General features: G+C 35.5%; 14 protein-coding genes and 5 tRNA genes. 8 read left to right on the top strand and 11 right to left on the bottom strand.

Going from position 1 to position 19360, the window contains the following annotated elements:
* Window positions 1–157: 157 nt before the first annotated feature.
* The 3 genes from BW926_RS06035 to ligA all read right to left on the bottom strand — a co-directional run bounded on the left by BW926_RS06035 (window position 158) and on the right by ligA (window position 5169).
* On the bottom strand, window positions 158–2296 hold the full coding sequence (locus tag BW926_RS06035) for a S46 family peptidase (RefSeq protein ID WP_083672275.1): 2139 nt from the start codon (window positions 2294–2296) through the stop codon (window positions 158–160).
* A 111-nt stretch (window positions 2297–2407) separates the two neighbouring features.
* Window positions 2408–3052, bottom strand: coding sequence for an MgtC/SapB family protein (locus tag BW926_RS06030; protein ID WP_076445170.1), 645 nt, complete (start codon window positions 3050–3052; stop codon window positions 2408–2410).
* A 107-nt stretch (window positions 3053–3159) separates the two neighbouring features.
* Window positions 3160–5169, bottom strand: a complete 2010-nt coding sequence (ligA, locus tag BW926_RS06025) for an NAD-dependent DNA ligase LigA (protein ID WP_076445168.1) — start codon at window positions 5167–5169, stop codon at window positions 3160–3162.
* A gap of 197 nt (window positions 5170–5366) precedes the next feature.
* Here ligA and BW926_RS14620 point away from each other — a divergent pair, with 197 nt between their 5' ends.
* From BW926_RS14620 to BW926_RS06005, 4 genes are all read left to right on the top strand, one after another.
* Window positions 5367–5498: a hypothetical protein gene (locus BW926_RS14620; protein ID WP_262484485.1), complete on the top strand. Its 132-nt coding sequence runs from the start codon at window positions 5367–5369 to the stop codon at window positions 5496–5498.
* Between the two features lie 398 nt (window positions 5499–5896).
* Entirely contained in the window at window positions 5897–6643 is a 747-nt protein-coding gene (locus BW926_RS06015; protein WP_076445164.1) for a glycerophosphodiester phosphodiesterase family protein, read from the top strand.
* Between the two features lie 575 nt (window positions 6644–7218).
* Window positions 7219–8046, top strand: coding sequence for a 50S ribosomal protein L11 methyltransferase (gene prmA / locus BW926_RS06010; RefSeq protein WP_076445162.1), 828 nt, complete (start codon window positions 7219–7221; stop codon window positions 8044–8046).
* A 366-nt stretch (window positions 8047–8412) separates the two neighbouring features.
* A complete protein-coding gene (locus BW926_RS06005) occupies window positions 8413–8646 on the top strand; it encodes a DUF3955 domain-containing protein (protein ID WP_076445160.1) in 234 nt (77 codons plus the stop codon).
* A 156-nt stretch (window positions 8647–8802) separates the two neighbouring features.
* Here BW926_RS06005 and BW926_RS06000 read toward each other — a convergent pair.
* The 5 genes from BW926_RS06000 to BW926_RS05980 all read right to left on the bottom strand — a co-directional run bounded on the left by BW926_RS06000 (window position 8803) and on the right by BW926_RS05980 (window position 9588).
* Window positions 8803–8876, bottom strand: a tRNA-Arg gene (locus BW926_RS06000).
* 47 nt (window positions 8877–8923) lie between these two features.
* Window positions 8924–8998: transfer RNA gene (locus tag BW926_RS05995), tRNA-Pro, on the bottom strand.
* Between the two features lie 288 nt (window positions 8999–9286).
* A tRNA-Arg gene (locus BW926_RS05990) sits at window positions 9287–9360 on the bottom strand.
* Window positions 9361–9408: 48 nt separating this feature from the next.
* Window positions 9409–9483 (bottom strand) — tRNA-Pro (locus tag BW926_RS05985).
* Between the two features lie 20 nt (window positions 9484–9503).
* Window positions 9504–9588 (bottom strand) — tRNA-Ser (locus BW926_RS05980).
* A gap of 137 nt (window positions 9589–9725) precedes the next feature.
* Between BW926_RS05980 and BW926_RS05975 the strand changes: the two genes are divergently transcribed.
* The 4 genes from BW926_RS05975 to BW926_RS05960 all read left to right on the top strand — a co-directional run bounded on the left by BW926_RS05975 (window position 9726) and on the right by BW926_RS05960 (window position 14357).
* Window positions 9726–10754, top strand: a complete 1029-nt coding sequence (locus tag BW926_RS05975) for an N-acetylmuramoyl-L-alanine amidase (RefSeq protein ID WP_076445158.1) — start codon at window positions 9726–9728, stop codon at window positions 10752–10754.
* Between the two features lie 72 nt (window positions 10755–10826).
* The gene (aspA, locus tag BW926_RS05970) at window positions 10827–12227 is read left to right on the top strand and encodes an aspartate ammonia-lyase (RefSeq protein WP_076445156.1); all 1401 of its coding nucleotides are present in this window, start codon (window positions 10827–10829) and stop codon (window positions 12225–12227) included.
* 134 nt (window positions 12228–12361) lie between these two features.
* Window positions 12362–13216: a glycosyltransferase family 2 protein gene (locus BW926_RS05965; protein WP_076445154.1), complete on the top strand. Its 855-nt coding sequence runs from the start codon at window positions 12362–12364 to the stop codon at window positions 13214–13216.
* Between the two features lie 94 nt (window positions 13217–13310).
* Window positions 13311–14357, top strand: a complete 1047-nt coding sequence (locus BW926_RS05960) for a hypothetical protein (protein ID WP_076445152.1) — start codon at window positions 13311–13313, stop codon at window positions 14355–14357.
* Here BW926_RS05960 and BW926_RS05955 read toward each other — a convergent pair.
* From BW926_RS05955 to BW926_RS14340, 3 genes are all read right to left on the bottom strand, one after another.
* Window positions 14350–15828 (bottom strand): lipopolysaccharide biosynthesis protein, encoded by a 1479-nt coding sequence (locus tag BW926_RS05955; RefSeq protein ID WP_076445150.1) that lies wholly within the window; start codon window positions 15826–15828, stop codon window positions 14350–14352. The genes BW926_RS05960 and BW926_RS05955 overlap by 8 nt on opposite strands.
* A gap of 6 nt (window positions 15829–15834) precedes the next feature.
* Window positions 15835–16629, bottom strand: a complete 795-nt coding sequence (locus BW926_RS05950; protein ID WP_076445148.1) for an FkbM family methyltransferase — start codon at window positions 16627–16629, stop codon at window positions 15835–15837.
* A 589-nt stretch (window positions 16630–17218) separates the two neighbouring features.
* Window positions 17219–19360, bottom strand: a 2142-nt coding sequence (locus BW926_RS14340; RefSeq protein ID WP_076445146.1) for an FISUMP domain-containing protein, incomplete at its 5' end; no start/stop codon positions are given.

The following is a 19360-nucleotide window of genomic DNA, read 5'->3' as shown; positions in this document are numbered from 1 at the left end:
TTCGACAGTTTTAGCATAACGTTTCTAATACTAACAGCTTTGACGCTCGCTTCGCTCGCGCTTTTATTTTTAATTAATAAAACGAGAGAATCATTGCTCATAAAAAAATAAACCCCGAAAGAAAATTTTCGGGGTTCCATATTGTTTTGATTTAAAATTATTTCACAATTTTCATTTCATCAATTAGCCATTTTGAATCAGCGTATTTATCAATGATGAAAAGGATATATTTTGTATCCACCATTATATTTCGGCTGAAACGAGGATCGTAATTAATATCGCTCATGGTTCCTTCCCATTGTCTGTCGAAGTTCAGCCCGATAAGATTCCCGTTTGCATCAAGAGCCGGGCTTCCGGAATTTCCTCCTGTGGTGTGATTTGTCGCTGTAAATCCTACGGGAACATCACCGGTTTTATCTTTGTAAATTCCAAAATCTTTTTTATTGTAAAGATCAATCAGCTTTTTAGGAACATCAAACTCATAATCTCCCGGAATATATTTTTCCATCACCCCTGCCAGATGCGTCTGATAATTATAAGAAACTGCATCTCTCGGTGAAGAACCTTTTACTTTTCCGTATGTTACACGAAGGGTAGAATTGGCATCCGGGAAGAATTTTTTGTCTTTATCTGTTGCTATTTGCTGGGCCATATAAGTTTTCTGAAGCGCATCAATTTTCGACTGTAAAGAGGTAAATTGAGGATCAACTTTTGTCATATAGGTATCCCTCATTAATATAAAAAGCTGATAAACAGGATCTTTTTTCAATGATTTGATTAATTGGTCCTGATTAGAAAATGCTTTATCAATATCCTGGGATATTGACGCGCCATTCACTTCACTTCTTCCTGTAATGATTGAGTTTTTGGAAATTTCTTCAAAATACTGGATATTCTGGGCTTCGTTTTTGTATTTTTCAAAACCTGTCGGTAAGAATTGTGGAGCGGTCTTATTAGCATAAAGCGCTAGCAACTTTGCTGTGACCTTTGCGTCTAGCTCTGCGCTGTAATCTTTATAGAAAGGAACCAGCTTTTTCTTTAGAGCTGCAGTCCCTTTTTCGTCCATTCTTCCGGCTTCCACGGCGGTTATATAAGTATAATAATCATTTGCAAGCTTCAGTGTTTCTGCGTTTTTGATTACTTCCGTGTAGTAGGTATTATTTAATGCAAAAGGTGTCTGGTCGTTATATAGTTTGTTTAATTGGTCTAGTGTTGATTTAATTTCATGATTTTTAGCCTTCAATGAACCTTCATACATTGCTTTTTTCTCAACGGCGTTAGATTTTTTCAAGCCTTCCACCTCACCGATCCATTTTTTCCAGTAGTTGGCTACGTAAGCGTATTTTGAAGCGTATTTGATACGGGTTGCATCATCGGTACGCATTTTTTCATCCAACGTTTTCAGTGCGATATCTCTTACTGCAATCCTCGCAGGATCAATATCTTTCGTTATTTTTTCCACGGCAATGGCAGGAAGATATTCCGTTGTTTTTCCCGGAAATCCAAAAACAAAAGTGAAGTCATTCTCATTTTTATCTTTAATGGAAACAGGAAGGAAATATTTCGGAACGTATGGAACATTTTCTTTGGAATATTCTGCAGGCTTGTTGTTTTTATCGGCATAAATCCTGAACATAGAGAAATCTCCCGTATGCCTCGGCCAAACCCAATTATCCGTATCAGACCCAAATTTCCCGATGCTTTGAGGCGGTGCTCCTACCAATCGGATGTCTTTATATGTTTCGATGGTGTAAGCATAGAATTTATTTTCGTAATACATTGATTTTACGGAAATTGACTGGTAAGGTTCTATTTTTTGAGCGTTTTTATAACTCTCAATATTATTGGCTATTTTCTTTGAAAGCTCGGGTTCAGTAAGATGTTCCGTACCGTCTAAAATTTGATTAGTAACTTCTTTAATATCAATAATAAAGTCTACAGTTAGACCCGGATTCGGAAGCTCTCCCTGAGGGTTTTTTGCCCAGAAACCGTTTGATAATAGGTCATTCTGTATTGTGGAATGTGCCTGAATCTGTCCGTAGCCACAATGGTGATTGGTTAATAACAAACCTTTTGGCGAAATAATTTCCGCGGTACACCCCCCATTGAATTGTACTACAGCATCCTTTATGCTCGCTTTTTGAGAATTGAAAATGTCTTTTACAGAGATTTTTATTCCTAAGTCTTTCATTTCCTTTTCATTAAGCTCTGTTGGAATCCACATTCCACCGTATTGTTGTGCAAACGTCATTATAGCCGGCAAAAGAAATACAGATAAAAGTATCTTTTTTGTCATAATCAAAATTTTGTCCTAATTTACAAAGAAAATATGAGTCTATCGACAGACCGAATAAAAGCCTCTACGTATTCAAGAAAAAATAAAGGTGTTATTCCTTTATTTTTTGTTTTAAAATTGGTAAGCTATAATTTTCTTATCCTCCATCAAACTTTTCATTAAAGCCAGATGATTGGCATTTTTTCCTGTAACAATCCAAGATGTGGCCAGATTACCCTGTGTATATTGTTGTTTCGACATTTGAAACCTCAAATGATGTTTTTTAAAAATCTCCTCACAGTGGGCAATATCGTGATAATTGACCACAGCAATTTTATACTCACGGATTTTATGTTCTTTATCAATAAGTTTTTCAAAGTATGTAAGCGAGTTTAAAATAACCAAGACTAGTAGCGTACCCAAAAAAGCAAGATAAACATATCCTGAGCCTACTGCCATTCCGATGGATGCCGTTGCCCAAATGGTTGTGGCTGTGGTGATTCCGTTGATTTTATTATCACCTTTGAAGATAACCCCAGCACCTAAGAAACCTATTCCAGTGATAATATTGGCAGCGATGCGATCTGGATCATTAACCCCTATTTTTATGGATAGAATTGTAAAAAGGCAGGATCCGAAACAAATGAGAATAAAGGTACGCAAGCCAGCTGATTTATTGCGGTATTCCCGCTCTGCACCAATCAGAATCCCGAGAACTACCGAAATGAAAATCAGCAGCAATTCATTTTGTGTAGAATGATCCTTTAAAAATTCCATGTTTTAAAATTTTAACTTCTTAGAATAAAGTTACTATAAAAATACTTTTGTTACTTATGATTTAGATTATTTTACAAAAAAGACTGCCCGAAAAGACCGTCTTGTAATTAATATTTAAATTCAATTAAATCTAAAAACTGCTGTTCATCCAGAATATCAATGGTGCCGATATCCTGAGCTTTCTTGAGCTTACTTCCTGTTTTTTCGCCTACCACAAGATAGTTCAGGTTTTTGGAAACGGCTGAAATGTTTTTTCCGCCATGCTTTTCTACCATTTCTTCAGCGGCTTCTCTTGTAAATAAGGATAATTTTCCGGTGAAGAGGAATGTTTTTCCTTCCAGAACATTTGACAAAACTTTGTTAGTAATTTCTCCTTTTTCAAGCTGGACACCGTAAGATTTTAATCTTTCAAGCATTAAAACATTCTCAGAATTATTAAAGAATTCAACAATGCTCTGCGCTATTTTCATTCCGATGTCTTCCACCTGACAAAGTTCTTCCACAGTTGCGTTTTTCAGATCTTCAATGGTTGGGAAATTTTTCACTAATTTTTTCGCAACCGTTTCTCCTACATGCTTTATTCCGATTCCGTACAGGACTTTTTCAAACGGGATTTCTTTGGATTTTTCGATTCCCGAGATGATATTCTGTGCAGATTTTTCTGCCATCCTTTCTAATGGGAGAAGCTGTTCTTTGGCTAAGGCATAAAAATCGGCAGGATTTTCAATCAGTTTTTCCCTGTAAAGCTGTTCGATGGTTTCGCTGCCTAAATTTTCAATATTTAAAGCCTTTCTGGAAACATAATGAATCATTCTTCCTACCACCTGCGGCGGACAATGAAGCTCATTTGGGCAGAAGTGGATCGCCTGATCTTCAATTTTTACCAATTCAGTTCCGCATTCAGGGCAGTGTTTGATGTATTCGATTTCTTTGCTTTCGGCAGTTCTTTTTTCTGTATTTACCCCAACAATTTTCGGGATAATTTCACCTCCTTTTTCTACATAAACGGAATCGTGTTCATGTAAATCCAGTTTTTTGATTATATCTTCATTATGCAGAGATGCTCTTTTTACGATGGTTCCGGCTAATAAAACCGGTTTTAAATTTGCAACGGGAGTAATCGCTCCGGTTCTTCCAACCTGATAAGAAACTCTTTGCAATTCTGTCTCAACTTTTTCAGCTTTAAATTTATAAGCCATCGCCCATCGTGGAGATTTTGCTGTATATCCAAGCTGTTTTTGCTGTTGTAAAGAATTGACTTTTAAAACAATACCATCTATTTCGAAAGGTAAATTATGCCTTTCAACATCCCAAAAATTGATAAACTCCTTTACTTCATCCAACGTTCTGCACAATTTTGCTTGCTGAGAAGTCTTAAACCCCCAAAATTTTGCGTTTTCCAATAACTCCCAATGCGTTTCTACAGAGATATCTTCTGAAATGAACTGATATAATACCGATGAAAGCCCTCGTTTTCTCACTTCACCGCTGTCCTGCATTTTCAAGCTTCCGCTGGCTGTATTTCGTGGGTTCATAAACGGGTCGAGGCCCTCTTCCTCGCGAAGCATATTGATCTTGTCGAAATTTTTTCTTGTTAAATAAATCTCTCCACGCATATAAAAGTGTTCAGGAAAGTCTCCTTTTAATTTTAACGGAATATCCGAAATGGTTCGTACATTTCCGGTAATTTCGTCTCCCTGAAAACCATCTCCACGAGTCACCGCCTGAGTCAGTTTCCCGTTTTCATATAAAATGGAAATGGATGCGCCGTCGTATTTTAATTCAGCAACAAATTCTACGGGGTCGTCAATGGTTTTAATGATTCTTTTTTCCCAGTCTTCGAGATCATTAAAATCATAGGAATTGTCCAGAGAATACATTCTGAATTTATGCTGAACCGTAGGAAAAACTTTGGTAATGCCCCCTCCAACACGCACGGTCGGGGAGTTTTCGTCATAAAATTCCGGGTATTTTGCTTCCAGGTCACGAAGTTCCTCAAGCAACATATCAAAATCGAAATCCGATATCGTAGGGGTGTCATGAAGATAATAATTTTCGTTGTGCTGATGGAGCTCTTTACGGAGCTGTTCTATTTTTTGTTGAATGTTTTCGGACATTGAATTTCTATCTTTTTAGCAAAAATAATTAAAGTAATTCCAATTTAGAAAATAAGAGAATCAAATATTTTGATAAAATTAAAATTACTTAATAAATTCTAACAAACTGCTTATCTGCGAGATAATTTTGATGTTAAAAATAGTTTAACATAATGTTTTAATATAATTTAAAAAATCTTTAAATTAATTATTTCACATTGGATAATGAAAGATTAATAGAGAATACTTCTTATAACGGTTTCTTTTTAATGGTAGGTGAAAACATAAATGGAGATTTCGTTGATACCAACAATCAGGTGTATATTTTCCCATATTTTACCCAACTTTAGTTGATAATCTTGAAGTAGGAAAAGCATTAAAAATTATATTACAGACTATTATAATCAGATCGGATGAAGAAATGGTATAAAGAACGGATTTTATAGAGTTTGGGATTTATATGCTGCAAAGAAAATCAAATTTGAAAAAATCGGTACATTTGAGCTTTCGGTATATTTTTTTAATGTGGCGAATTTGCTGGACAAAGAAAAAGGAATCGACAAATCTACGGAAATATGACTTTATAATTACAGGGTTCTATTCGGTTACGAAACAGCTTAAATACAGCTTAAACACAAGTGGACTGGAGCCGTTATCCGAAAATCTTTACCAGATTCAGATCAAAGTGAATGCACAATTGACCATTTACATTAGTTTAATTACTTTTAATAAATAATAAATTCATATTATGAAAAATTTTATCTTAGGGTTAGCATTTTTAAGTACAGTTTTAATGAAGACACAAACCCAGGTTATCGCACACAGAGGCTATTTTCAGTCGCAGCCTCCGACAACGGAAAATTCTCTGAAGTCGTTGGAAAATGCTCAGAATTTAAAAATTTACGGTTCAGAATTCGATGTAAGGATGACGAAAGACGGAGTTTTGGTTGTGAATCATGATGAACATCACGCGAAAATGGAAATTTCTGAAACTGATTTTAAAGAACTGAAAAAGGTAAAATTATCAAATGGCGAAAATATTCCGAGGCTGAAAGATTATTTAGAACAAGGTCAAAAAGACAAGTCACTAAAGCTTATTGTTGAAATAAAACCTGATAAAACCAAAGAAAAAGAAGATGAGCTAACGGCGAAAACAATCAAAATGATTAAAGATATGAAGCTGGAAAATCAAAGCGAGTTCATTTCTTTCAGCCTGAATATCTGCAAGGAAATCAAAACACTGGAGCCGACTTTTAAAGTTCAGTATTTGAAAGGGGAGCTTTCTCCTCAACAAATCAAGGATGAAGGTTTAGACGGGATCGATTATCATTACAGCATTTTCCAGAAAAATCCGACTTGGATTACCGATGCAAAAGCTTTAGGATTAATTACAAATGCATGGACGGTGGATGATGTAGGTATTTATGAAGAATTGAAACAGCAAGGTATCGGATTCGTTACAACTAACATTCCGGATCAGCTTAAAAATAAATAACCTATTGTTGAAACAGAACTGAAGCTGCTGGAGGAAAGAAGTAACGATTGTCAACAGGTAATGGTAATCTGTTTGATTTTTTAAATATTTAAGCCGATAATAACTTTTAACTTCATTCTTCCATCTCTATTAGTTCACACTAGTCTGTCTCTTTGGAGGTGAGCTTTTTTGTTGATTGCTTAAATAATGATTAAAATTTAATCTTTAATGAGATATACATATGGTATTTGTCATTTTATCATGAAAATACTGACACCGGCTTTGGAATAATAATTACAAATGGCTGAAACAGATTTATGATCTTAAAAGAGCAAATTTTCTTTTCGTTACCACAAAACCGTTAACAGGATCAATTTCCGATAAAGGATGTTGGGCTGAAAGCATCCAAACAAAATTTAAAGAGAATAAAATCTTCTGTTTATTGAGATTGCTTCGTCGCTTTTGAACTTCGTTCGCAGACCTTCAATCCATCCGTAATGACACACAACTGCTTTTTACTAAACTTTACGTTCTTTGCAAATATAATATTCCAATAAATCAAAAAAGTAGTTTTATTTTTGCAACAAATTATTCATATGCAAAATTATTTAGAATTCAATTTCAAGATTTCTCCGCTTCAGCCTTGGAACGAAATATTAATGGCAGAACTTATAGAAATAGGTTTTGACAGCTTTACGGAAGAGATTGATGGTATTTTGGGATATATTCAGAAAGAGCTATTTAATGTGGAAGAGCTGAAAGCACTACCGCTTTTTGAAAACGAAAATGTAAATATAAAATACACTTTCCAGGAAATGCCAAACATCAACTGGAACGAGGAGTGGGAAAAGAATTTTGAACCCATTAATATTGATGATAAGGTCCTGATCAGAGCAGAGTTCCATGAAACTGTTCCGGGAATGCATGAGATTGTTATTCAACCAAAAATGTCTTTCGGAACGGGGCATCACCCGACAACTCATTTAATGATCCAGCAAATGATGGATATTAATTTCAATGGTAAAAAAGTGCTTGATATGGGTTGTGGAACTTCGGTTTTGGCCATTTACGCAAAGCAAAATGGAGCCGGTGACACAAAAGCCGTAGACATCGACGAATGGTCGGTAGAAAATTCAAAAGAAAATGCTGCTAGAAATAAAGTAAAGCTGGATATCGAACAGGGAACTGCCGCAAGTTTAGGAAAAAAAAGTTATGATATTATTTTAGCAAATATCAATAGGAATATTTTAATTTCAGATATTCCAACATATGTTTCTGTATTGAATGATGGTGGGAAATTATTGCTTTCAGGACTATGCTTCTTTGATGTGGATGATATTTTGGAAGTTTGCAAAGAAAACAGTTTAACGCTTAAAAAACAGCTTCAGCGTGAAGAGTGGATAAGTTTATTACTTGAGAAATAAAAATAAGCTATTAATGAAATTCTATTCATGATTTTAAAAATTATTTCTGAAGTGGATTTTTTCATTATTAATTAAATCTGTTTAAATTTTTTATTTTCTGTAGATCTTTCCCCTTGCTTAAATGCGACAATAACCATAGCCCGATTGTAACGGCATCCTTTTGAGTAGCGAAGCGAAACAAAAGATATAGTGAAAAGAGGGAAATTGCTTCTAAAAAGTTTAAACAAGATTATTAAAAAAAATCATAATAAAATAAAAACTGGTGTATATTTTTTATAGTGTTTTTTTTACTGTCTTTTTGCCGGATAAAATTTTTGAAAATGTGGCATATCTTTTGAGAGAGATTTATTAGTTAAAAAAACAAATATGAAAAAATTAAATTTAATATCACTAGCTACTCTAAGCTTAGGAGCTTTGTGTTTTATCGTAAAAATGATCACTGAATCGTTCGATTCTACGAAATCAAGTATTACTTCAGATGGATATCTTCATGAGCCTTTCTTCTTTTTGATTCCTATGGGTTTTGCACTAATTATTGTTGGGGTTTTCTTATTTCTTTTTAAAAGTATTTCGGGAAGATTCTCATCAAAGGTGAAATAATTTTCAATTAATTTTAAAAAAATAATAAACAGCCTCTTAGGGCTTCATGGTCGGAAGTAATTTTCTTTCGACCATGATTAGTAAGTATTGTATTCTTTTTGGATTTACAAAAAAATGGCACCATTTGTCTTCCAATGGTGCCATTTAGCATTATCGTGAGCGCGAAAGGATTCGAACCTTTGACCGTCTGCTTAGAAGGCAGATGCTCTATCCAGCTGAGCTACGCACCCTAAAAAATTTGATTTTTGCTTAGTTATTATAATAAAAAAGCTTTAAGTCGGGGCGGCAGGATTCGAACCTGCGACCTCCTGGTCCCAAACCAGGCGCGATGACCGGACTACGCTACGCCCCGATTGAGATCATCTAAACAGGTAACATTACCTTGTTTTTTGTGGGTGCAAATGTAGATTTTTTTTTTTAAATAATGAAAATAAATAGTGAATAATTTTTTATGAATATTTTTAACTGAACTTTTATAAACTTTACATTACTAATAATCAGATAGTTAAATGGTATCCTGGAAATAAAAGAATTGTTCTTGCTAAAGTTAATCATTTGGAATTTGAGAGTGGAAAAATTTAAAATATGTATTGTCAAAAGCCAAAAACAGAAAAACTCATAACAAGGTTATGAGTTTTCGTGAGCGCGAAAGGATTCGAACCTTTGACCGTCTGCTTAGAAGGCAGATGCTCTATCCAGCTGAGCTACGCACCCTAAAAATTTTTGATTCCGCCTAATTTATTATAATAAAAAAGCTTTAAGTCGGGGCGGCAGGATTCGAACCTGCGACCTCCTGGTCCCAAACCAGGCGCGATGACCGGACTACGCTACGCCCCGAAAAAGATATAATAAGAAAGCGGAGGGTAAGGGATTCGAACCCTTGCGACACTTTCGCGTCGACAGTTTAGCAAACTGCTCCGTTAACCACTCCGGCAACCCTCCTGTTTATCTTCGTTTTTTAATGATCGCTATTCCTTTATTGCGAGTGCAAATATAGAATAGATTTCTTTATTTACCAAATATTTTTCAAGAAAAATTTGTGTATTTTTGAGCTTATAAATGATTAAAAAAATAAACAAATGCGTAAAACATTATATATCATCGGATTAAGTGCTATAGCTTTTTCATGTACTTCCCAGCCAAGTACGAAAAACACCCATTATATCCCGAAAACACCGGTAGCAAAGCCTAAAACTGTTGTGAAAACTCCAATTTCCGAAAAGCCAAAATCACAAATCACCAACGATCGCGGAGTAGAATTTTATACTACTAATATTGCGGATCCTACAAAGAATGACAATACGATAAGTTATGGATCAATCGTTTCTGCAAAACCTGCAGGATATAAAGTTGTGAAAACCTATTTTCCGGCTATTGCCCAGAATTTCAGACAAAGATATCTGATCCTGCATTACACGGCTCTTCCGGACGATAAATCTGTTACCGTTCTTACGCAGCAGGCGGTAAGTGCACATTACCTGGTAAATAATACCGGAGATAATGAAATTTATCAATTGGTTGATGAAAATAAACGCTCTTACCATGCAGGAGTAAGTGCCTGGAGAAATGATAAAAACCTTAATGATACATCAATAGGGATTGAAATCGTTAATACCGGATTCACTACAGATGCTTCAGGGAAAAGAATATTTGCTCCTTTTGATGATGTTCAGGTAAGAAAGGTGGCCGCTTTAGCGAAAGATATTATCACGAGATATCAGATTCCGGCTACCAATGTTCTAGGACATTCTGATATAGCACCCACAAGAAAACAGGATCCTGGGCCAATGTTTCCATGGAAAAAATTATATGATGAATATCAGATCGGGATGTGGTATGATGAAGCAGCGAAGAAAAATTATTACGATTTAGAGACTTCAACGGATTTTCAGCTGAAATATAATGATCCTACATTTATCATCAATGTACAGACTCAGCTTCAAAAATTTGGGTATGGAATTGATCTGAGTGGTAAATGGGATGACACTACCAAAAAAACAATCGAAGCGTTCCAGTATCATTTCCGTCCACAAAATTACGACGGGATTATGGATGCTGAAACATTTTCAATATTACAGGCTTTATTGCAAAAATATCCTGTAAAATAAATCACTAAAGCGCATCGGTTTCGGTGCGTTTTTGCTATATTTAAAAACTTTAAAAATCTTAAAAAATCTGTAATGGAAAATTTCAGAAAAGAAAGTGATTTATTGGGCGAATTGGATGTTCCGGTAAATGCTTATTATGGAGTTCAGACACAAAGAGCTATCGATAATTTCAAGATTTCAGGGCAGCTTTTGTCTTCTTACCCGGAATTTATTAAAGGACTGGCTTTCGTAAAAAAGGCCGCTGCAAAAACAAATTATGAACTGGGTTTATTTGACGAAAGCCTATATTTTAAAATTGCTGAAGTCTGTGATGAATTGCTTGACGGCCAGCTTCACGATCAGTTTCCGGTAGACATGATCCAAGGTGGGGCAGGAACTTCCATTAACATGAATGCAAACGAAGTAATTGCCAACAGAGTTTTAGAAAAATTAGGAAAAAATAAAGGGCAGTACGAGTTTTGCTCACCTAATGACCATATTAACCTTTCTCAATCGACCAACGATGCTTATCCTACAGCTATCAAAATGGGATTACTTCATATGAATGTAACTCTGGTCGAAAAACTGGAAAAAATTGTTGAAGCTTTCCGTGCAAAGGGAAGAGAGTTTCAAGATGTAATAAAAATGGGACGAACACAGCTTCAGGATGCTGTTCCAATGACTTTAGGACAGGAATTTGAAGCTTTTGCTGTAACTCTTGAAGAAGATATTTCTAAATTAAATAACAATGCCAACCTTTTCGTAGAAGTCAATATGGGAGCCACGGCTATTGGTACCGGAATCAATGCTCCGATAGGATATGCGGTACTTTGTGCCAAAAACTTAGCGCAGCTGACTGGTTTTCCTGTGATTTCCGCACCAGATCTGGTGGAAGCTACCCCTGACACGGGTTCTTATGTGATTTACTCTTCAGCAATGAAGCGTCTTGCCGTGAAATTGTCAAAGATATGTAATGATTTAAGGTTGCTTTCCTCAGGCCCGAGAGCCGGTCTTTTTGAGATTAATTTGCCTCCGATGCAGCCGGGATCATCTATCATGCCCGGAAAAGTAAATCCTGTAATCCCGGAAGTGGTTAATCAGGTCTGCTATAAAGTAATAGGAAATGATCTTACCGTAACGTTTGCAGCAGAAGCAGGACAATTGCAGCTGAATGTAATGGAGCCGGTACTTTCCCATGCCATCATGGAAAACATTAACTTTCTTTGCAATGCATTGGATACGCTTCGTGAAAAGTGCGTTGTAGGAATTACTGCAAATAAAGAAGTCTGCTTAAATATGGTAAAGCATAGCATCGGAATTGTAACTGCACTAAACCCGTATATTGGCTATAAATTTTCAACAGAAATTGCCAAAGAGGCCTTAGAAACAGGAAAAAGTGTTTATAATCTGGTTCTGGAAAAAGGAGTTCTTTCCCAGGAAAAGCTGGACGAAATCCTTGATCCTAAAAATATGCTGAAACCGCATAATAAATAGTTGTTAGTTACTAGTTCATAGTTCTTAGTTATGATTTAATATATTTAGTTTAATGCCAGACAGACTAATTTCAGAAATCAGAAGCTAGCAATTATGAACAGGTAACCAGTAACCAAAAATCAACCACGTTCATTTTGAAATTCCTGATCATCATTCCTGCACATAACGAAGAATCTAATCTCTCGTTCACACTTGATTCTTTACTACGGCAAAGTGGTAAGGATTTTAAAGTAGTGGTCGTCAATGACGGTTCTACAGATCGTACGGAGGACATCATCAGGAAATATGTTGATACAGATTCACGTTTCGAGACGGTTAATCTTCAAAAATCTGTACATCAGCCAGGCTCAAAAGTGATCAATGCCTTTAAAAATGGCTTAAATACTCAAAATATTAATGAGTTTGATATCATCTGTAAATTCGATTCAGATATTATTCTCCCCGAAAATTACCTTGACACTATAGCAAAATCATTTGAAAATACTCCGGAAAATGGCTTAGTTGGTGGGCTTTTATATATTGAGGAAAATGGGAGCTGGAAATATGAAGGGAATTCCAACAGGCATCATGTGCGTGGGCCAATGAAGGCTTATAGAAGGGAAAGTTTTATTCAAATGCGTGGCTTGCGAGAGTCTTTAGGCTGGGATAATATTGATTCAATTTTGCTTGAAAATCTGGGCTGGAAAGAAGTTGTTTTGCCAGATCTTCATGTGAAATTAATTAAAACAAAAGGGGCAGATTATACTTTAAGGCCTGCAGAATATTATGGCAGGTATTTTTATTTTTTGGGATTAAACCGTTTTCTGGCTTATGTAGCTTCATCCAAAGAAGCCATGAAAAAGAGGTCGGTTTCTTTTTTCTTTGCTATTATTTCATCTTACGAAAACTGCCGGTCAAAAAAACTTGAATTAAAAATATCAAAAGAAGAACAAAAAATCATCAATGACCAACGCTGGAAAATGCTGAAGAAAAAATGGCTGAAAATGTAGACAGATAAATAGGGAAGGGCAAATAGGAAAGAAAGCAGTAAGCAAATAAACCTAAATCATTATTCCTTATCAAACATACAATTTATAAAAAATATTGAAAAAAATTGCCTATATAGAAATCGATAACCACCACGCAGAAGTAGCTTTGGCGTTCATGGATGTTATGGATGATTCTGAAGAGTTTGAAGTAGATTATTATTTTTCTGAAAAGATTAAAAATCAGGTGGGAAGGGGTGATTCCGTTTTTATTTCCGACAGCTCCATGATTCTGGATCAGCTAAAAATGAAAGCATATGACCTTATTATCATCGGAACCATACATCGTTACTTTAATACTTTTCTCGCTATTACGGAAAAATATAATACGGCTGTTATTGTTCATAACCTTAATTTCATTACAACTTCAAATTGGGTTTTAATAAAAAAAATTTTCAAGGCTGATGTTCTTTACAGGCTGAAATTATTATGGAAAGAAGGTTTATTAAATTCATCAAAAATCTACAAAAAGGCTAAAAATATTTTAGTTCTTGATGAAGAATTGACATCGGAAAAATATAAGTTCTTACCTGTTTTTTATACTAAAAACTATAAAAGGGTAGAAAATAAAGTGCTGACGATTGTAATTCCGGGCGGCGTTTCGCAGAAAAGGAGGGATTACGAACGTATTTTTAAAATTATACAAAATGCCAGGATTGATGTAAAATATGAGTTTGTGTTTTTAGGCAGGGCAAAAGACCATGAGCTGGAACAACTGCAAAAATTATCATCACATCTGCCGGAAAATACATCCATCCGTTTTTTTCCGGAAAGAGTTTCCGCAGGAGATTTTGAAATGTGGATGCAGAAGGCAGATATTCTTTGGTGCCCGATTCGTCAGGAAATTGATTTTTTCAGCCAAAAGGAAATGTATGGCATAACAAAAATGACAGGAAACTTAGGGGATACAATTAAATACGGTAAAATAGCCATTTTTCCTGAAAATTATTCATCCAAATTAGAGTTTATTTTTCCTGAGCAGAAAAATATTTTAGAGCAATTTAAAGAGCTTAAAAACAGACGTTTTGATTTTCAGATAAAATATAACAAAAAGACCGTTCAGGAAAATCTGGAAAAAATTTTGGAAGGTTTAATTATTACTTGAATTTAAATATACTTTTAAGAAAATTTTTATTTAAATAATCCTCGATCGGAAAGACTTTAGTGAAATAATTTCCAATAAAGATCAAAAGCAAAACAACAGAAGGTTTATAGATCATATTGATGAAATTATTATTGAAATCCGGTAAAACAATGGCTACAGTAACGGCCAATGTACAAATAATGGAAACGAAAATCATCTCAATGCTTAACGGAGAAACCTTGAACATAATGTAATTGAATACAATTTTGATCACATTATAAGTAGTTAGGGAAATAGCTGTAGACAGGGCAATTCCGATAAGTTTCAGATCAGTATTTTTGATGAAATAAAGGTTTAAGCTTATGGTCAATCCGGCCAGCAAAAGCATCACCAGAATATTGAATTTGTAGTACTTGGACAGGGAAATAATATTTCCGTTAAAGCCCGTCGCCAAATCCACCAAAACTGCTGATCCCCAAATCCATATTACAGGCTCATATTCTCTGAGCATTATTCCGTTTTTGGGCATAAACTGTGTCAGAAAAGGAAACCCGACCATAATGCAGGAAAATAAAACAGCGCCTAAAAAATATAAGCTCAAGGATGTTTTTTTGTGAAATCTGTCAAGTTCTTCCATATCACCGTCTGCAAGATTCTTACTGATGATCGGTGCTGAAACATTAAATAAACCAAGCTGCGGAATAGAAATTAGCGAAATCAAAGCGTATAAGACAGCATAAATTCCGTTTTCTTCCATGCCCATAAATTCACCGATCATTAAGCTGTTAATCGCAAGATAATTCCCGAAAGTTCCTAGGAACCCGAAAAAGCTATAATTAAAAAACTCTTTCCAGAAAACATCCTTTTTAAAGTAATCGGTGCTGAAATCAAGATTGATTTTCTTTAGCCTGTTGGTGTAATAAATATATCCGAAAAGCATCAAAGCAAACATTCCGAAGAAAAATGCAAATGCAATCTCCTGAGAAAGAGCAAAATAAAAAAACAGGCAGAAAGCCCCAAGATTTGCTATTTTCGGAAAAAGATTATCAAAAATGTTGGAAATTACTATTCTTTTATAATTGGAAGTATATTTATTAAAAATCGTACAAAATGAAAGAATCAAAACCATCGGTAAAATAACCTCTTTGGCTTTCCAGGCTTCAGAATGTCTGAACTTTGGGTATAGATAAGGGAGCACAAAAAATACCAAAAGAAAAATCAGGAAATTAATAAAGACAAAAAGCAAAGATAAAGAAAGCATATTTTGCTCTTTACCGTCTTTTTCTACCGTATGAAAAAATTTCACATTAGAATAAGAAATTCCCAAGACCACAAACGGAACCAAAAATTCTGCGCTGGGAAGGATGTAGCGAAGCTTTCCGTAAAATTCAAAATCGTTTGGGAAAATGAAAATTGCAGAAATGGTACCCAATAAAAAACCCAGATAACCAATGATGGAGTACTTGAATCCCTGTCTTGCTACTACACTCATGATTTCTCAGTTGTTTTTAGGTATAAAAATGATATTATTAATGTATTCTTTTTTATTTTTCTCGTCGTTTGTGTTTTTCAAAAGTATTTCTTCCGTTATCTTTTCAAGATTAAAATCTGCTCTGTTGAGATATCTTGCTTCATATCCCCAAGATTCTACCTCAGAAATTTCGTTCCAGATCGGGGTATTATGATGCCTTTGCTCCATTTCAACCATCAGAGTGGGGGAAAACCGCCGGATAACTTCCTTTGCCCCAAAAAGAGTCTTTATCTCATTTCCTTCCACATCTATCTTTATGAAATCCAGTCTTTTAAACTGTTCTATGGCTGCCCATTCATCGAGTTTTATCACTTTTACTTTTTCGGTGTAACTTTTCTGCTCGCCCTTCTCTTTGTAGTTTATATTCAGTGTACCTCGAGATGCCACCATTTTTCCGTTGATGATGGGGACTTTAAACTCCGCAGTGATATTTTCATCCGAAAGCGCCAGCGGAAAAATTTTCATTCCCGGAAATAGCCTTTTTAGCCGGAGGTACAATTTTTTATTAGGTTCAAAACCGTAAATGTTTTCATGATTCAGTTTGTTTTCCAGTTGATACAAAAATGTACCTACATTGGCTCCAATATCCAGTATCACCGCATTTTTTGGTAAATATTCTTTAATCCAAACCAGCTCCGGCTCTACATTTCTTTCCGAAAAATTATTTTTAGTAAGCTTATTAAGCTTTTTAAAATATCTTTTTTTATAAAAATTCGGACTGATATATTGCAGTTTTTCGGCTATTCTTTGGTATAGGGACATTGTTAGCTTTTTGACGAATAACAAAGATAAGCAAAAAGGTTAAACTAATATTAAAATTTTAAATTTGTAATATTTTGATAATCAGTTATTTTTAGTAATTCTGTTTTTGAATTTATTGATTTTTAGAGCTATTTCCGCTATCCACCATACTTCTCATATTAATGTTTTCTATGCTCAATCCTATTCCCTTGTCATCTTTGTTGGCGAGGTGTCGTTCCTCTTTGGGCTATGCATGAATGTACTAATTTGTTGATAATGAGGGTTATTTATTCTTCATCTTTTTTTGTTTTTTATCATCGTAAGGTTAAAAAAAGTTTTTTTGCAATAAAATCATTTAATAAAGGTAAACAAAGGCATTTGGCTACGTTGAATCTTGGTTTCATTTAAAAAGTAAAACAGATTATAGATGTAATATCCTATATAATGATCAAAATCATTTAAGCCTCCCAAAAAATGCTTTGTTTATATAGCTTTATGATGATGATTTTCCTGTGCTAAGATCTCTGTTATTTTCATTTTAATGGTAATAATAAGATTTCTGGCGATGGGAAAGCCGCCAGAAATCTTTAAATTATAAAATCAATAGAATCTATTCTGAAATACAGCGGACGCTGAAGCCGTAATTACGACTGCTTAGGTAAACTCCTGCGATGTTGTTATTGAAGGTCAAGCCATTCGCATTTGAGATGGAACTCTGTTGTGTACTGCTCCAATAGTATCCGAAGTTACCATGGTCGACAAGCGTACCAAAGTCCAGTTCGCGGTTACCCGCAGCTGGCAACAATAAGGAAGCTCCAAACTTAATGGCTGTGGAATAATTCGTTGCACTATTAATCCATGTTCCCACTCTTGTTGCCGCGTTATTATTCATAACGCTTTGCCACTGAGCTGAAGTAGGCACCCTGTATCCCGCAGGACATGGGTCATTTACGGTTTTAACACCATCCTGCCAAGTATTATCAGGTAATCCAAATATACTCCCTGCATTCCATCCTGTAATAGATCCTGCATTCGCTTGATCATTTGCTTGGGAATAATATCTTCCTGTTTGTCCTGTTGTAGCTCCCCACTGGTATTTAGCTCCTTGTATAGATGCTGATGGTGTAAAAGGATCTGCACTCACATCAGCACCTAAGTTGTGACACATAAAGTCTTTCCATTGTCCCGGAGCAATATATGCTCCACATTTTGCAGCACCTACATTAACATTAAATGTACATGACTGACCTCCAAAATTTACTGTAAAATTAGCTGTTCCAGATGATGATGGTGTTCCTGAAATAGTGTATGTTAAACTTCCCGACCCATTAGCTAATGTACCTGCGTTTAAAGTCGCCGTCAGTCCCGTTACTCCTGTTGAGAGTATAGTTTGCCCTATGTAAGCTACTCCGTTGCCTCCTGCATAAGGTAAGTTAAAAGTACCATTACTAGATGTTCCTGAAGTAAAGCTGCCATTAAGGGCTCCACCTCCACAATTAAGCAGAATAACTTGAGGTTGGGAAGAGCTTACATTAACATTAAATGTACATGACTGACCTCCAAAATTTACCGTAAAATTAGCTGTTCCGGATGATGATGGTGTTCCTGAAATAGTATATGCTAAACTTCCTGAACCATTAGCTAATGTACCTGCACTTAAAGTCGCCGTCAATCCTGTTACTCCTGTTGAGAATATAGTTTGTCCTGAGTAAGCAACCCCATTACCTCCTGCATAAGGTAAGCTAAAACTACCATTACCAAATACTCCCGAAGTAAAGCTGCCATTAAGGGCTCCACCTCCACAATTAAGCAGAATAACCTGAGGTTGGGAAGAGCTTACATTAACATTAAATGTACATAACTGACCCCCAAAATTTACTGTAAAACTAGCTGTTCCGGATGATGATGGTGTTCCTGAAATAGTATATGCTAAACTTCCTGAACCATTAGCTAATGTACCTGCACTTAAAGTCGCCGTCAATCCTGTTACTCCTGTTGAGAATATAGTTTGTCCTGAGTAAGCAACCCCATTACCTCCTGCATAAGGTAAGCTAAAACTACCATTACCAAATACTCCCGAAGTAAAGCTGCCATTAAGGGCTCCACCTCCACAATTAAGCTGGGTAACGATTGGGGTTCCACCTGAGCATGGGGTTATATCTCTCCATAAGCTATTTGCATATCCTTTAAAGCACTTTTCATCTTTAACATAAACTATCATACCTTCAGCAGGAGAAGTGATAACAGATGTATTGGCCACACGATTGGTTAATAAAGCCTTATCAGGAGCACTTAAATCTAAGCTGGACTGTGCATTTGGAGTTGTCGTTCCAATTCCCACATTACCATTATTTTCATCCGTTAAATATAAAAGTTCATTCAATTTTTTTCCTACACTGAATGAAAGATAGCGACTTCCTGAATTCATAGAAGTACCTTTATCCCCGAAATTAATACGTGCTATGGATCCTGTTTCTGATGACGATTTTGTTCTCATTAAAATTCCGTAATTCTCAGTCCGGTTTCCATAAGTATACCCATCATCTCCAATATTAATGTCAATTGCTTCTCTACTTGTAAGATAAGTTTTTGAAGCATTTATTAGCTGGTTTCCTTGTAGATCCAATTTTGCAGCAGGATTGTATCCCCCCATTCCTATTCCCACATTACCTGAAGAAGAAATTCTTAGCCTTTCCTGATTGTTTGTTTTAGCTATGAAATCTACTGCATCAGTCGTCCCTATGAAATTAGT

It is taken from the genome of Chryseobacterium sp. RU37D, assembly GCF_900156075.1.
GTDB lineage: Bacteria > Bacteroidota > Bacteroidia > Flavobacteriales > Weeksellaceae > Chryseobacterium.
Note: the sequence above shows the minus strand (reverse complement) of the source record. Positions and strands in the feature narration are given on the sequence as shown.